The following is a 15,713-nucleotide window of genomic DNA, read 5'->3' as shown; positions in this document are numbered from 1 at the left end:
ATAAAATGATGTGTCTCTCGCATATATAAGTTTGTTTTAACTTTATTTACAATGTATGAAAGCGCTTTTATTTACTAAAGAAATTGATTGGTTCTGGCTTCGTATTCGTTAAAATATGTTTACTGATTAAATATTCTTCTAATCCTTCTTTACCTAATTCTCGACCAATACCGGATTGTTTAAAACCACCCCATGGTGCTTGAGCAAAGTAAGGATGGAAATCATTTATCCACACTGTACCTAATTTAAGTTTATTAGCCACACGCTGTGCTTTACCTAAATCTTTTGTGAATACGGCACCAGCTAAGCCATAAATTGAGTCATTAGCTAATTCTATTACTTCTTCTTCGCTATCAAATCCCTCAATAGTCACAACAGGTCCAAAGACTTCTTCTTGAACAATACGCATTGATGTATCGCAATTTGTGATAACTGTTGGTTCAAAGAATAGCCCATTTTGTAGGTCTTCTCTATCAGGACGTTTGCCGCCAATAGCAATTGTAGCGCCCTCTTTTTTAGCAATTTCCATATAGCTTTCAATTTTGTCACGATGTTCTGTAGAGATAACTGGCCCCATTTCAGTATCATCATCGAAGCCGTTCCCTAATTTAATTTTGCCTACACGATCAATAAGTGCTTTTTCAAAATCACCTTTGATATCGTTATGAACTAAAATACGTGATCCAGCTGAACAAACTTGGCCTGCATGGAAGTAACCACCATTTAATGCTTGATCTACCGCTAAGTCGAAGTCAGCATCAGCAAAAATAATATTAGGGTTCTTACCACCCAGTTCTAATGCTATGTTCGTTACATTATTCGCAGCATTTTTCATAATGTGTTTTCCGGTCTCAATTCCGCCTGTAAATGAAACTAGATCCACTTCTTTATGACCCGATAATGTGTCCCCTACTTCTTCACCACTACTTAGTATCAAATTAATCACGCCTTTAGGGAAACCAACTTCTTCCATTAATTCAAATACTCTAATTGTAGTCAATGGTGTAATTTCACTTGGTTTCATTACAAGCGAACAACCAGTTGCTAATGCTGGCGCAATCTTCCATGACGCTTGTAATAAAGGATAATTCCAAGGTGTAATTTGAGTGACAACACCAACAGGTTCTTTAACAACTTTACTTTCAGTGTTTGGAATTGGCGTATTGATAATCTCTCCACCGTCTTTATCAGCTAATCCAGCAAAATAGTTAAAGACATTAGCAATATCATCCATATCTGCATATGACTCTCCTAGTGTTTTACCTGTATCTAGTGTTTCTAATTGAGCTAACTCATCACGATGTTCCGTAATTTTGTCAGCAATAGCTCTAACTTTTTTCCCTCTGACTTCACTTGTTTCTAATGACCATTCGCCATCTTCAAATGCACGGCGCGCTGCTAAAATAGCTTGTTCGGCATCTTCAGATGTACCTTCTGTTACGGTAAAAACAACCTCTTGATTATAAGGATTGATAATTTCTCTTGTATTTTTATTTGAGCTTTCAACCCATTCACCATCGATATATTGACGCTGCGACAATTTTTCTACAAGTTTCATCAAACGACCTCCGTTAAGTTTGTTAAATTTATATTTAACGAATTTTATAAATCATATGCTAGCATATGTGAAAATTTAATGTCAAATTTCATGATATTGTCATAATTTTCATCTAGAGTTTAGGACATAATTATGTTTTAGACTATGAACGATATATTGGCAGTAGTTGACTGGATTAAAAATACGCTGATACCAAGCTTTTTTCAATCCTAGTCAACCTTGCCGGAGCAGAACTACGAATTCATAATGAATGCTGTCCTGCTACTATCTTTTTAAAGTGATTGAAAAATTTTCTATAATGTGCAAGTATGAATTGGTAATATCTAACAGTGAATGCAGCTAATGAACTGGATAATGGAGGTGAGCGTATGGTACATTCACAGTCAAATGAAGAAAAATTAGAAGCTGCTAAAGATTTAGTCATTAATTCTATTGGGCAAACTATGGACTTGTATGGCACAAATCGCAGCGTCGGAAATTTGTTTGGGACAATGGTCTTCGAAGGTAGCATGACATTAGATGAAATGCGTGAACATCTTCAGATGAGCAAACCAAGTATGAGTGCAGGTGTCAAGAAGCTTCAAGAATTCGATTTAGTGAAACAACAGTTTACGCGAGGCAGTCGAAAACAACATTTTATCGCAGAAAAAGACTTTTTTACCTTTTTCCGCAATTTCTTCACTAAAAAATGGGAGCGTGAAGTCGACACTAATATGGCAGCAATTATTGAAGCCGAAAAAATCATTACTTCAGTGCTAAATGATGAGGCAATTGATGATGAAATTAAGCAAGATGCGCTTAATATTGAGCAGCAATTGAAACATACAAAAATATATTGTCAGTGGTTGTCAAATTTAACTACAGCATTAGAAACTGGCGAAATATTTGACTACTTTCCTATTCCAAACAGCCAAGAAAACAATAATTAAACAAAAAACGTCTATGATCTTTATCAGCTGATCATAGACGTTTTTGCATATATTATAAATTATCGTCTTCGTCATTATTCTCTCTTACTTGAACGATACGCAATGAACGACGTTCTACTTCTTTCAATTTATCCGCACGAGTTTCCAGTTTAATTCTATCTTTACTCAAGGTAATAATAAACGATACCATCATGCAAATAAAGATGACAATCAGTGGCACACTGGCTAATATTGACGCAGTTTTTAGCACCTCTAACGCACGTTCGCCACCCACTAACATGAGTGAAAATGGTAATAAGCATAATGCAAAAGCCCAGAATAAACGATTCGCTTTTAATGGTTCACCTAATACTTTCTTCTGTGTTGCTGCCGCTAAAATGTACGACCCAGAATCAAATGTCGTTGCTAAGAATAAAAACGCAGAAAGCAAGAATAGGACAATGACTGTTGTTGGAAAAGGTAATTGATGCATTACTTCGATAATCGTCGCTTCAGTACCATGACTATTTAAATATTGAATAACGTTGAATTGTTCAGAAATTTGTAGGTATACTGCGTAGTTTCCAAATATACCAAAGAACAACACACATCCTAATGTTCCATAAACAATCGTACCTAATATGACTTCTTTTAGTCTTCTACCTTTAGAAATCCGCGCAATAAACAGTCCAATAAATGGTGCGTAAACAAGCCACCATGACCAATAAAAAATCGTCCAATCTTGAGGGAAATTCGTTTCTTTACGTCCTTTAATTCCACCAAATGGTTCCATCCACGTTGCCATGTGGAAAAAGTCACGTAACATATTACCAAATCCTGTAATTGTTGTTTCCATAATAAAGATGGTTGGCCCAACGATAAACACAAATCCTAATAATAAAAATGATAACCATACATTGACATCACTTAATTTTTGAATACCCTTTTTTAAACCTGTATATGAACTAATAGCAAAGATCACTGTAATTGTGAAAAGGATAATTGATCGTAGCACCATATTTTGTCCATCAAGTCCAGTTAATTTTTCAACGCCAGCTGAGATCATTGGTACACCAAGCGCTAATGATGTTGCAGCTCCTCCTAACAAACCGAAGATAAAGAGTACATCTACAAGCTTACCTAAAAACTTGTCTGTCTGACCTTTGAGCACAGGACGACACGCTTGGCTAATTTTATAAATTGGTTGCTTTTTTACAAAGACCAAGTATCCAATCGGAAGTGCTGGCAAGACATAAATTGCCCAAGCAATTGGTCCCCAATGGAACATACCATACTGTGTCGCAAACGTTAATGCTTGATCTGACATTGGTTTCGCTCCATTTGGAGGCACTTGATAATAATATGCCCATTCAATAACACCCCAGTATAAAATATCAGAACCTATACCTGCACAAAACAGCATAGATGCCCAACTGAAATTGCTGAACTCCGGCTTATCACTTGCTTTACCCAAAGTGACATTCCCATATTTACCAAATGCTATGTAAAGTACGAAACATAAAATTGCAAGTCCAATAAATAAATATAAGGAACCTATAGAATTAGAAATAGCACTATTAATATCTGTAATGACCTTTTCACTTGCAGACGGAAAAGCCATCATTGGAATGACTGCTAACAATAAAATGACTACCGTACCTATAAAGGTAGGCCAATCCATTATTTTCTCTTTTTTCAATGTTGATCCTCCTTTAGTATCGATAAAGATTGAAACTTTGAAAATATGGTTATCAAACAAATTGTTATTAATTCACAAAATTGACAATATCTAAAAAAACATAATAATGCAAATTCAATACAAAATTATAGTTAGTAATAAGTGAATAATTATATATTATGTCATTTTACAAGCAGAGAGAACATTGCCAAAATAACAGTGTTAAGTTTGGATTTAACAAACTAAACGCTCAATGCCTATGCTTTTATTTGAATTAATATACATATTTAGTGAATATATATTTATTTTCAAATCGTACTTTATTGATAAAAAAAGAGACTGAAACATCGATTTCTCTGACAAGATAAGGAACAATCTGGAGTATAAATGAAATGGGTTAAAATTAAAACGCAAAAATTTTCTTCAAATATGGTTTCCACAATATCATTAATATAGTAAGAGGTATTAAAACTGAAGATTTTTATTGGTAACGTACATATTGAGTTATGTTATTTTTTCAAAAATATTTTAAATATTAATAAGTCATATTTATGGCAAGACTCCGAGAATACATCCACCCAACAGAAAAAATGCAAAGCACATTTCGCTAAGCAAAGCAAGTTGGGGTCGGGGCCCCAACAAAGAGAATTTCAAGCAGAAATTCACCAAGCAAAGCAAGTTGGGGTTGGGGCCCCAACAAAGAGAATTTCGAGCAGAAATTCACCAAACAAAGCAAGTTGGGGTCGGGGCCCCAACAAAGAGAATTTCGAGCAGAATTTCGCCAAGCAAAGCAAGTTGGGGTTGGGGCCCCAACAAAGAGAATTTCGAGCAGAATTTCGCCAAGCAAAGCAAGTTGGGGTTGGGGCCCCAACAAAGAGAATTTCGAGCAGAATTTCGCCAAGCAAAGCAAGTTGGGGTTGGGGCCCCAACAAAGAGAATTTCGAGCAGAATTTCGCCAAGCAAAGCAAGTTGGGGTTGGGGCCCCAACAAAGAGAATTTCGAGCAGAATTTCGCCAAGCAAAGCAAGTTGGGGTTAAGAAGCTTTCTCCTAAGTTAGCAAGCCCATAATTCAAAGTACTGTAAAAAATAACTGTATAGGACATCATTATATTTTAGACTATGAGCGATATATATTGGCAGTAGTTGACTGGATTGAAAATACCCTTATACCAAGCTTTTTTCAATCCCAGTCAACCTTGCAAGGGCGAAACTAGGAATTCATTATGAATTCTGTCTCGCTCACTATTTTTCCTAGGCATAATGTTCTAGATTCGTAAATAATTTACTACTATTAATAACCTAATATTGCTTTAATTGAAAAACCAATAAGCACTGACACCGTAATCATAAAGAATCCAGGAATAATAAAGCTGGTCACTTTAGTGCGCTTCGTTTCATCTAAGTCAACTGCAAAGAGTAAAGTCGGTTGCGCTGGGATGACAAAGTTCACATTTATCGTTTGCACCATAGCGACAAAAAACATTGGTGGGATACCTATACTAAGAACAATAGGAAACATAATCGAAGCTGTTGCAGTCTGTGATATAACAACTATCGCTACAATAGAGACTAAAAGAATAACTAACCATGGTGCTACTTGAATCACAGCACCTACATCTTCCTTTAAAATTTTTAAATTTTGAGGTGCATTAAATACCGTGGCTCCTAACCATCCAGGTCCAAGAACCGCAAATAAAGCACCTATAGCTGATTGTGTAATGTGTGATGATAAGATATCCGTCGTATCAATTTTATTTAATAATAGATTAATCGCAGCAGCTAAATACATAAAGAATTGAACAATTTCAGTCATCGTTAGTTCTACTGACTTACCATCTATATTAAAGCTTGGCATCAATTGCGGAAAAATTCCAAATGTTAATATCCCGACTACACATAATAAGAAACTAGCCACACCAATTTTTACTTTTGATGGAAACGTGGTTGGTACTTTGACTTCTAAATCTTTCAATTCAAAACGTTGTGCTTGTTCTTTTTTGCGTCCAGCCAAAGTACAAAATACACTTAATAGCAACATTGTCAAAATTGCTGTAGGAAAAACAACACTTAAATATTTGCCCATACTAATGTCATAACCTGCTAACACCGAGATGATATAAGCTGTAGCTGCAGCTGCAGGACTACATAGTAATGCTAAGTTTGCTGTCAATACAGAGGCAATCAAAGGGCGTCTAGGTTGAATACCTGCTTTCATTGCTGTTTTCGCAATAATCGGTTCTAATGATAAAGCAATATTCGCAGTACCAATACCAAAAACAAAGATAAAGACAATAATCGGTGAAATAAAAATAATAGATTTTGGATATTTTTCAATCACTTTAGAAGCTAAATATACTAAATAATCTATACCGCCTGTTGACTGGAGTGTACCCCCAGCAATACCAATAGAAAGAATAATTAAGACTGCTGTAACTGGAGCAGATCCAGGGGGTAATTGAAAAACAAATATCATAATGAGTTGCGCCACAATTGCGAAAATACCACAACCTAAAGCGCCTGCAGTTCGTAATCCTAATAAAATAGCTGCAATCATAATTCCTATTTCTATGGCAAAAAGAATCATAATCTTAACTCCTAACACAATTTCTTTGTGATATTTTTAACATTAAATATTTTATCACTATAGAATGCAAAAAGTATACAAAAATGTATATATATTTGTCTTATAATAACTTAAATTGTGACAAAAATAAAAGAGATGCGTCACTTCGACGCTATCCCTCTTAAATATTTATTTATTTTGTGATGATTGTTTTTTCTGGCGCTGTTTGCGATAGTGACGTTCTTCTAATATTGAACCAACAATCAAACCAATAGCTATGAGCCATTGCCCGATGATGATGATTAACTTCATATACATCACTCCTATGCACCTTAAGTCATGCACTTATACTATTTATCTTCCCTATTACTTTATGTTTAATCTTCTACATAAATGACTGGGGTTCCTTTTTTTAAGGATGCTGGAACATTAATGACACGTTGATTTAATGAACCTTTATAAGCTAAATTAGGCTGAAATAGCGCTTGTATAAATGGACCGTCTACTAAGACATCAATCAAAGATAATAGTTGATATCTTATTCCTGCATCATGACTTAAATATTCATACAAAAATCCTGTCCATACCCACAATGATTTGCGGTGTCCAAACTTTTGACGAAAGGCACGAGCAACTTTCAAGGTAATATCAACATTACAAAATGGTTCACCACCGAGTATACTCAATCCAGCAATATAGTCCGGTTCACAGTAGTGCAAAATTGCTTCAAGCGTTTCATCATTAAAGGGTTCGCCGTAAGTAAAACGTTGAGCAGCTACATTGTAACATCCTTCGCATAGAAAGGGACAACCTGATACATACATGCTGACGCGAACGCCTTCACCATCAACAAAACTATGTTGTTCAATTTTGGCAATATAACCACGACCTTCTGTAACGTCAAGTACACTCATTTTATTTTGGTTCCTTCATATGTTTAACTCTTGCGCAAATTTCTTTTTGACGTCCTTCAATCACAGGTCGTTGTACTGGATTTCCTAAATAACCACATGTTCGTTTGACCACATCTACTGTTTTAGGATCATGATTACCACAATGTGGACATGTATATCCTTGAGCAGTTGTTTCAAAATCTCCTTCATAGCCACATTCATAACAACGATCAATTGGTATATTTGTTCCTAAATAACCAACTTTATCGTAGGCATAGTCCCAAACCGCTTCAAGCGCCTTTAAATTATGATTTAATTTTGGATATTCGCAATAGTGAATAAATCCACCGCTTGCGTAGTATGGATAATCCTTTTCGAAATCTATTTTTTCAAAAGGTGTAACATCTTTTCGCACATCATAATGAAATGAATTTTGATAGTACCCTTTATCCGTAATATCTGGTATAGAGCCAAATCGTTCATAATCTAAGCGGCAAAAACGGTCTGTCAATGATTCGCTCGGTGTACTATAAATACTGAACCAAACGTCCGTCTCTTCCGTCCATTCTAATTGATAATCCTTCATTTCTTTTAATATATCTAATGTAAAGGCCTTGGCATCTGGATTTGTTTCCCAGTTTGGACCATAAAATACAGTAGCTGCTTCGTATAACCCAATATAACCCATAGAAATCGTAGCACGGCGATGTTTAAATAAATCCGTAACATCTTCACCTTCTTGTAATTTATATTTAAAGGCGCCACTTTTATACAAAATCGGAGCATTTTCAGGAACCGCTTGTGCAACACGCTCAATACGATAAAGTAAGGCTTCATGTAAAATATCCATACGCTCATGGAAAAGTCGCCAAAACGTTAACTTATCGCCTTGAGACTCAATCGCAATACGCGGAATATTTAATGTTACGACACCTAAATTACATCGACCACTATTCTCAAATTGCCCTTGAGCATCACGCCAAGCTGGTAAAAATGAACGACAACCCATAGGTGCTTTAAAATCACCTAAAATATCAACCAGTGTATCGTAGTTTAAAACATCTGGGTACATGCGTTTCGTTGAGCATTTTAAAGCGAGTTGCTTAACGTCATAATTAGGGTCTTCTTCGCTAAAATTAACGCCTTTTTTTATCGTAAAGACTAATTTTGGAAAGATTGCAGTAATTCTATTTTTACCTAGTCCTTTGATACGTGTGTTCAAAATTGCCTGTTGAATTTTTCGACTTAGTTTATCTGTTCCTAAACCAAATCCAAGTGTTACAAATGGCGTTTGACCGTTTGATGTGTACAATGTGTTTATTTCATACTCTAAACTTTCTATAGCATCATTAACATCTTTAGTTACTTGTTGATCTACATAATCTTCTATAGCATCTGCTCTAACAAATGTTTCAGCAACTTTGCGGTGATGTGCTTCATTATGTCGTGCATATGTACTAAGTAATTCATCAACGCGGTCGACCGTGCAGCCACCATATTGGCTACTAGAAACATTGGCAATAATTTGTACAAGTTGTGCGGACGCCGTTTGAATTGATTTCGGTGTAGTGACATTGGCGTTCCCAATCTCAAACCCATGCTGTAACATTGATGTTGCATCAATTAAGCAGCAGTTTGTTAAAGGTTGGAATGGGTGATAATCTAAATCATGAAAATGTATATCTCCATTCTTATGTGCTTGTGCGACTCTTTTAGGTAATAAATGTTGTAATGCATATGACTTTGAAACGACACCTGCTGTTAAATCACGCATCGTTGAAAATGTATTGCTATCTTTATTGGCATTCTCATTTACAATTGCTGGATCTTTGGTAATGAGACCTTGTAATTCAGCTTCAAGTTGTTTCATAAAAATCATTCCATTTCTATATATAGTACTTATATTAAACTTATAACACTATATATAGTATTTCAAATAAAAACCCACATGTTAACATAACTGTCAAAGAGTTGTTAATAATCCTTGAACTTTGAGCAGCAGACAATAAAAAAATCCTACAATATTGTTGAAGCACAATATTGTAGGATGAACCGTTCAAATAGTTGATTATGAGATGTAATTGTAAGAGCTTGCTTGACTTGCTGAAATTGTACGTGTAGAGACAACGCCAGGTCCGCCATTGTAATTCATTTCTGATACTTTAACTGAACCATCACTATTGACTTTTTCAACGTAAGCGACATGACCATATGCACCTTGTGATGTTTGCATTACCGCACCTTGTTTTGGTGAATTGCTAACATTATAGCCTTCTGATGCAGCTGCGCTAGCCCAGTTACTTGCGTTGCCCCATGTAGAGCCAATTTTTCCGCCTACTTTATCAAAAACGTAATACGTACATTGACCTGCTGTGTATAGGTTTGAGCTTGATCCTGATTTACCTGAAAACGCTGAACCACCACTAGTATTTGAAGCATGACTTGATGGTGCTTGTGTAGTTGTTACTTTAACATTTCTATCAGAAGTTGAATAGCTAGCACCTAATCCGCCACCATTGTTTGCGTGATATGCTTGAGTTTGTGGCTGATAGTTTTGACTATATTGCGTATTGTAGTTGTAGTTTTGAGTGCCTGCTGTGTTTGTATAATTATATGAATAATATTGACCTTGTTGTGCTTGGTTTGGACTCCAATTACCTTGCCAAGTGTAGTGATAATTACCTTGTTGGTCAATTGTATATGAATAGCTATAAGAATATGGATCATTTGGATTATAACCATTATTGTTTTGTTCAGCAGCGTGTGCGTCATGACCTCCTGCGAGTGCAATTGTTGCAAATCCTGCTGTTGCGATTGTAGCTGTAGCGATCTTTTTCATAATCAAATATCCTCCTAAATTCATTTAAATAATGATTTCTTTATCTCGTGGCTACCTTCAAGTTACAAAACATGATTAATTTTTTCTCGTTGTTTCAACGACAAATCACACTCTATCAGAAAAATAAGCTGCTGTGTGCGTTGTTAATATTTTGTAAAAGAATCATAATAAACAGTCGTTCGATGTAAAACTCATAGCTATTTTGTAACAATCTCTAACAACGATGATGTTGGGGATGATAGACATCATAATCAACAGATTATTACATTTGTTGTAATAAAACCGATAATTGCTTTCACGTTAATGACATCAAAAACAATTAAATTTATTCATAAAAAACTATGAAGACATTTATTATCAAATGTTTCTTCATAGTTAAGTTTCTTTTAATTACTCTTTTTGTTTAAATAATCAACAACGACATGTTGATACAAATCAATAAAATCTAAATAATGCTGTTTATCTATATATTCATTCGCTCGATGTGCTTGTCGCATAAAACCAGGACCGATAATGGTTAAGTCTACATTATCTATACCTTTTAATAATTCTGATGCATCTGTCGCACCGACAAGCGCTGTAACTGTTAAATCATCTTTATATTCAGTAAATGACTTCACTAACAAATTATCCTTGTTGCTATAAACAGGGGCATGATTCGTAGTGATTTCCATTGATAATTGTGCCTGATCCACTTCATACAAAGTTTCTTCAAACAATTGTATGATTGCTTCATTATCATATTCTGGAATTGTACGTATATTAAATTCTGCATATGCACTTTCAGGTACTGTATTAAACTGTTCCCCACCATAAATAATTGAGTTAACTATAACTAAACCCTCAGCAACATTTTCTAATTTTCTAAGCTCCTTATCATTAAACTTATCACCAAAGTAATCTTTAATTAGCGGTGATACGTCTAATGAATGTTTATTATCATTATTTTTAATATCTTCATATTTTTCTTTGATTTTTTGTATATATCTAATTATGTCATCTATTGCATTATGTCCTAAATTAGGTAACGAACTATGCGCGGCAACACCCTTAGCTTTAATTTTAATACCCATTGAACCTTTGTTAGCATAGTTTATATAATGATCACTTGGTTCACCAATAATCAATCCATCCAAATCATCAACGTAACCTTTATCACGAAATAACATTGACCCTGACATTTCTTTTTCTTCAGCTGCTGTTGCTAAAAGACGGATGGTACCTTGTTGTAACAAATTAGAAGCTTTTATTTCTATCATAGCAATGACTAACGCAGCAAGGCCACCCTTCATATCAGATGTACCACGCCCATATAATTTCCCATCTTGCTCATGTAATTCAAACGGGGGGTACATCCATTGCGCTTCATCACCTGCGTCTACAACATCCATATGTCCAGATATACCAATGACAGGTCTACCTGACCCAATTTCAGCTACTAAATTTGAACGTTTACCTTCAATTTCAATTATTTTTGATTCAATGTCATAACGTTGTAGTAATTCTTTCAAATAATAGCAAACTTCGATTTCATTATTATTCTCTGTATTGATATTAACGATGTCTGCTAAAATATCTATTCTTTCCTGTTCAGACAAAACAGTCATTCATATCGCCTCTTCTAACTTTAATTTAACGTTTCTTAAATTATTCACACTATACTTTTTTTCTAAACATTTTTCATGTGTGCCTAACTTATATGACAACACGTTTTGCAACAATCTTATTTCTATAATTCATTATCTTTGTAATTGACAGATTTTCAATTTCATCACATGTTCAGCAATAATGCATTTTTAAACACGTTAGTACAAATGAATCCATCAGTAAATGATAATACTTTATGATGTTATTTCTCATTCCATAAACAAAGCATAGAAAGTAAACTGGCTTACTCTCTATGCTTCACTTATTAAAGATATTTATTATCTGTCAAATAATTAAGAATGTGTGCTACAGCTTGTTCTACACTTTGCTGTTCAGTATTAATTGTAATTTCTGGATGATTCGGTGCTTCATAAGGCGCGCTAATACCGGTAAATTCTTTGATTTCCCCTGAACGTGCTTTTGCATATAAACCTTTAGGATCTCGCTTTTCACATTCTTCAACACTACATTGGGTATAAACTTCAATAAATTCCCCGTCTTCTAATATATTCCTTACGTCATCACGGTCGACACGATATGGAGAAATAAAGGCTGTGATTGCAATCGTCCCTGCATCAACAAGCAGCTTACTGACTTCACCAATGCGTCGAATATTCTCTTTACGATCCTCTGGACTGAAGCCTAAATTCTTGTTTAGACCGTGTCGCACATTGTCTCCATCTAAACGATAAGCATGTTTTCCTAATTCAAACAAAGCTTGCTCTAATGCGACAGACACTGTTGACTTTCCAGAACCAGATAGTCCGGTAAACCAAATGACTGCACTTTTATGACCATTTTGCTTTTGCCTATCTGCTTTTGTTACTTCTGAATCGTGCCATGTTATATGACTTGATTGACTCATGTTACTTCCCCCCACCTTAATGTTGTTGTAACCCTTTGATTAATACTTCAGCAACTTCTGGTCGTGAAAATTTGGTTGGTAATGCTTCTCCATTGCGTAATTTTTCTCTGACTTTTGTACCACTTAAATGAACATGTTGTGTCGCATCATGTGGACATGTTTTAGCCGTAGCCATATTGCCACATGCTTCGCAATAAAACGCATGCTCGAATTTTAAAATTTGAATATCTAATTCATCTTCAAATTGAGAAATAAATTGTTGGGCTTCATATGTACCATAATAATCGCCAACACCAGCATGATCACGTCCAACAATAAAATGTGTACATCCATAATTTTTGCGTACAATAGCATGTAAAACTGCTTCTTTTGGCCCTGCATAACGCATTGCTGCTGGATAAATAACTAATCGAGCACGGTTTTTAGGATAATAATGTTTTAGTATCGTTTCGTAACTTTCCATACGTACATCTGCTGGAATATCATCTGCTTTTGTTTCACCTACCAATGGATTTAATAATAAGCCATCTACAATTTCTAAAGCAGATTTTTGAATATATTCATGTGCGCGGTGCACTGGATTTCTTGTTTGGAAACCGACAACCGTCTTCCAACCTAAATCATGAAAAAGCTGACGTGTTTCGTGCGGATCTAAATGGTAATCCGCAAATTTATCATGCTGTGGACGCTTTAATAATTGAATTGGTCCCGCTAGATATACGTTTCCTTTGTCATAAACTTTCTTCACACCAGGATGTTTTACATCGGTCGTACCATAAACAAGCTGAGCCTCTCTTTTCTTATCATACCTGTACTTTTCGGTAAGCTTTAAAGTGCCATATAGTGCTCCATCTTCACCATATAAAGCAATATGATCACCAATTTCAAGCTTTGATGCAACATCTTCTGTAACTGGTAATGTAATAGGAATACTCCATACTGAACCATCTGTTAAATGCGTCTTTTCAATAACTTGATTATAATCTTCTTGCCCCATAAAACCAGTTAAGGGGCTAAATCCGCCAATAGCAATTAATTCTAAGTCTGAAATTGCCCATGGATTTAATGTAATTGCTTTATACGATTGTGCTGCTTGACTCAACTGTGTTCGTTCTATACCTTCAACGACTCGATTAATAAGTACGCCACCATGTGGTTTGATTGTATAATGAAGTATATCTTTTGAGACTGACATAAAACAAAACTCCTTTATCCAATTAATTATATTTGTTTACTCGGTTTTTCTTGTAAGAAAAAGATAACAATCTGTTGCGAATGGCAACAAAAATGATAAGTACTAAAATACTACAAATAATTGCGAATCTTATGACATTTATGATTGTGCTATTGTCGACAAAATAACTTAATAAAGCATTACTATTGGTAAAAATAATCAAACCACCTACGCATATCGCTAATATATTAATGGGCAATATTTTTGTTAAGTATGCTGAAATAGGTGCAGCAGCCATGCCACCAATACTTAATGCAACAACAAGCCACCAATTAATTTGTGTTATTCCTAAAAATAAAATAAATGATAGCGATGTGGCTAATGTTACGAAAAATTCACTGGCTGATACGGTACCAATCGCATAACGAGGTTGTATCTTTTTACTAGATAATAATATGGGTGTGTTGACTGGTCCCCAGCCACCGCCACCAATCGCATCTAATAAACCAGCAATCGCACCTTGTGGAATTAATTTCCAGCCACTTAATTGACCAACATGTTCATGTGTTTCATGCTGACGACGAAATAAAAATTGATATAAAATATAAAATCCCATTGCTAATAAAAATATTGCAATATATGGCTTAATAACACTACTGTGAATATGTGTTAAAAATGCCGCGCCTAAAAATCCAAAGATTGCACCTGGAATTGCTAACTTTAACATGGTCGATCGATGGACATTATCAAACTTCCAATGCGATGTTCCTGACGCTGCTGTTGTTGTTATTTCAGAAAAGTGAACCGTTGCTGACACAATCGCTGGTGTAATACCATATGTTAATAAAATGGAGGACGATGACGCACCGAACCCCATGCCTAATGATCCATCTACAAGTTGGGCCAAAAATCCAGCTAATGCAAAAATCAACAATTTTTTCATAAATTAAGTGCCCCCTATTATTCAGCTTGTGCTTGGAGCCATCGTAAAAATGCTTGTTGCTTATCAAGATCTAAATAGTCGTCAGAGACGATCTTTGCCAATAATGCTTGTCGATAAGATGGCTCAATATTTATTCGTTTGAGCGTCTGTCTACATTGATATAAAAATTCAACGTATTGCTCATAGCGTTCATCATACGTGTGGCTAAGTTGTTCAATTATTTGTATCCCTAACTTTGGACTTGCGCCTTGCGTGGCTACGCTTAGTGTTAATTTACCTCTTTTTAATATATTAGGAATAGTGACATTGCCAGACGTTGCATCTTCAGCATTATTGAATAAACAGCCTGGAGGTACCAGCGCTTTAACTTGTTGATTAACAGCCTTATTATTTGTCGCAGCAACGACTAAAAATGCACCTGCTATATCAGCGGCGTCAAATTCTTTTTGATGCCAGGTGATTTGTCCAGCATTTATTAAATCTTTTAATGACGAATGAACTTGAGGACTAATGATATGAATATCTTGGCAGTAGTCGATAAAATTGGAAGCTCGTCTGGCAGCAACTTGCCCACCTCCGACAATTACAATGCGTTGTCCTGCTAAATCAACCATAAGTGGCATATTCATATCTTTATCCTCCTGT

Annotated in this window: 13 protein-coding genes; 1 reads left to right on the top strand and 12 read right to left on the bottom strand. The window is 35.3% G+C overall.

Features of this window, described 5'->3' with window-relative positions:
• Nucleotides 1-67: 67 nt before the first annotated feature.
• Nucleotides 68-1,558 (bottom strand): betaine-aldehyde dehydrogenase, encoded by a 1,491-nt coding sequence (betB, locus tag AL499_RS08470; RefSeq protein ID WP_002492568.1) that lies wholly within the window; start codon nt 1,556-1,558, stop codon nt 68-70.
• Nucleotides 1,559-1,926: 368 nt separating this feature from the next.
• On the opposite strand from betB, the gene cudC reads away from it, so the two are divergent.
• On the top strand, nt 1,927-2,487 hold the full coding sequence (cudC, locus tag AL499_RS08465; protein WP_002478542.1) for a choline uptake/conversion transcriptional regulator CudC: 561 nt from the start codon (nt 1,927-1,929) through the stop codon (nt 2,485-2,487).
• Between the two features lie 52 nt (nt 2,488-2,539).
• Here cudC and AL499_RS08460 read toward each other — a convergent pair whose 3' ends face one another.
• From AL499_RS08460 to AL499_RS08410, 11 genes are all read right to left on the bottom strand, one after another.
• Nucleotides 2,540-4,165 (bottom strand): BCCT family transporter, encoded by a 1,626-nt coding sequence (locus AL499_RS08460; protein ID WP_002478541.1) that lies wholly within the window; start codon nt 4,163-4,165, stop codon nt 2,540-2,542.
• 1,270 nt (nt 4,166-5,435) lie between these two features.
• Nucleotides 5,436-6,728, bottom strand: a complete 1,293-nt coding sequence (locus AL499_RS08450) for an anaerobic C4-dicarboxylate transporter family protein (protein ID WP_002492485.1) — start codon at nt 6,726-6,728, stop codon at nt 5,436-5,438.
• A 168-nt stretch (nt 6,729-6,896) separates the two neighbouring features.
• Nucleotides 6,897-7,019, bottom strand: coding sequence for a hypothetical protein (locus AL499_RS12795; protein WP_002460586.1), 123 nt, complete (start codon nt 7,017-7,019; stop codon nt 6,897-6,899).
• A gap of 65 nt (nt 7,020-7,084) precedes the next feature.
• A complete protein-coding gene (nrdG, locus tag AL499_RS08445) occupies nt 7,085-7,621 on the bottom strand; it encodes an anaerobic ribonucleoside-triphosphate reductase activating protein (protein WP_002460588.1) in 537 nt (178 codons plus the stop codon).
• Nucleotide 7,622: 1 nt separating this feature from the next.
• The gene (gene nrdD / locus AL499_RS08440; RefSeq protein ID WP_002492375.1) at nt 7,623-9,470 is read right to left on the bottom strand and encodes an anaerobic ribonucleoside-triphosphate reductase; all 1,848 of its coding nucleotides are present in this window, start codon (nt 9,468-9,470) and stop codon (nt 7,623-7,625) included.
• A gap of 198 nt (nt 9,471-9,668) precedes the next feature.
• Entirely contained in the window at nt 9,669-10,439 is a 771-nt protein-coding gene (locus AL499_RS08435; protein ID WP_002478537.1) for a CHAP domain-containing protein, read from the bottom strand.
• Nucleotides 10,440-10,825: 386 nt separating this feature from the next.
• Entirely contained in the window at nt 10,826-12,046 is a 1,221-nt protein-coding gene (locus AL499_RS08430) for an ArgE/DapE family deacylase (protein ID WP_002492489.1), read from the bottom strand.
• Between the two features lie 305 nt (nt 12,047-12,351).
• Nucleotides 12,352-12,951 carry an adenylyl-sulfate kinase gene (gene cysC / locus AL499_RS08425; protein WP_002492470.1) on the bottom strand — a complete coding sequence of 200 codons (600 nt, stop codon included), beginning with the start codon at nt 12,949-12,951 and terminating at the stop codon, nt 12,352-12,354.
• Nucleotides 12,952-12,967: 16 nt separating this feature from the next.
• The gene (sat, locus tag AL499_RS08420) at nt 12,968-14,146 is read right to left on the bottom strand and encodes a sulfate adenylyltransferase (RefSeq protein ID WP_002492556.1); all 1,179 of its coding nucleotides are present in this window, start codon (nt 14,144-14,146) and stop codon (nt 12,968-12,970) included.
• Between the two features lie 22 nt (nt 14,147-14,168).
• Entirely contained in the window at nt 14,169-15,068 is a 900-nt protein-coding gene (locus AL499_RS08415; protein WP_002492395.1) for a sulfite exporter TauE/SafE family protein, read from the bottom strand.
• 17 nt (nt 15,069-15,085) lie between these two features.
• Nucleotides 15,086-15,697 (bottom strand): NAD(P)-binding protein, encoded by a 612-nt coding sequence (locus AL499_RS08410; RefSeq protein WP_002492499.1) that lies wholly within the window; start codon nt 15,695-15,697, stop codon nt 15,086-15,088.
• Nucleotides 15,698-15,713 lie beyond the last annotated feature (16 nt).

This window comes from Staphylococcus lugdunensis (genome assembly GCF_001558775.1).
GTDB classification, from domain to species: Bacteria; Bacillota; Bacilli; order Staphylococcales; family Staphylococcaceae; genus Staphylococcus; species Staphylococcus lugdunensis.
Note: the sequence above shows the minus strand (reverse complement) of the source record. Positions and strands in the feature narration are given on the sequence as shown.

Bases quoted from the DNA above. Each gene is read 5' to 3' on its own strand.
- betB (WP_002492568.1), bottom strand. From the start codon at position 1,558: ATGAAACTTGTAGAAAAATTGTCGCAGCGTCAATATATCGATGGTGAA.
- cudC (WP_002478542.1), top strand. From the start codon at position 1,927: ATGGTACATTCACAGTCAAATGAAGAAAAATTAGAAGCTGCTAAAGAT.
- AL499_RS08450 (WP_002492485.1), bottom strand. From the start codon at position 6,728: ATGATTCTTTTTGCCATAGAAATAGGAATTATGATTGCAGCTATTTTA.
- AL499_RS12795 (WP_002460586.1), bottom strand. From the start codon at position 7,019: ATGAAGTTAATCATCATCATCGGGCAATGGCTCATAGCTATTGGTTTG.
- nrdG (WP_002460588.1), bottom strand. From the start codon at position 7,621: ATGAGTGTACTTGACGTTACAGAAGGTCGTGGTTATATTGCCAAAATT.
- nrdD (WP_002492375.1), bottom strand. From the start codon at position 9,470: ATGAAACAACTTGAAGCTGAATTACAAGGTCTCATTACCAAAGATCCA.
- AL499_RS08435 (WP_002478537.1), bottom strand. From the start codon at position 10,439: ATGAAAAAGATCGCTACAGCTACAATCGCAACAGCAGGATTTGCAACA.
- AL499_RS08430 (WP_002492489.1), bottom strand. From the start codon at position 12,046: ATGACTGTTTTGTCTGAACAGGAAAGAATAGATATTTTAGCAGACATC.
- cysC (WP_002492470.1), bottom strand. From the start codon at position 12,951: ATGAGTCAATCAAGTCATATAACATGGCACGATTCAGAAGTAACAAAA.
- sat (WP_002492556.1), bottom strand. From the start codon at position 14,146: ATGTCAGTCTCAAAAGATATACTTCATTATACAATCAAACCACATGGT.
- AL499_RS08415 (WP_002492395.1), bottom strand. From the start codon at position 15,068: ATGAAAAAATTGTTGATTTTTGCATTAGCTGGATTTTTGGCCCAACTT.
- AL499_RS08410 (WP_002492499.1), bottom strand. From the start codon at position 15,697: ATGAATATGCCACTTATGGTTGATTTAGCAGGACAACGCATTGTAATT.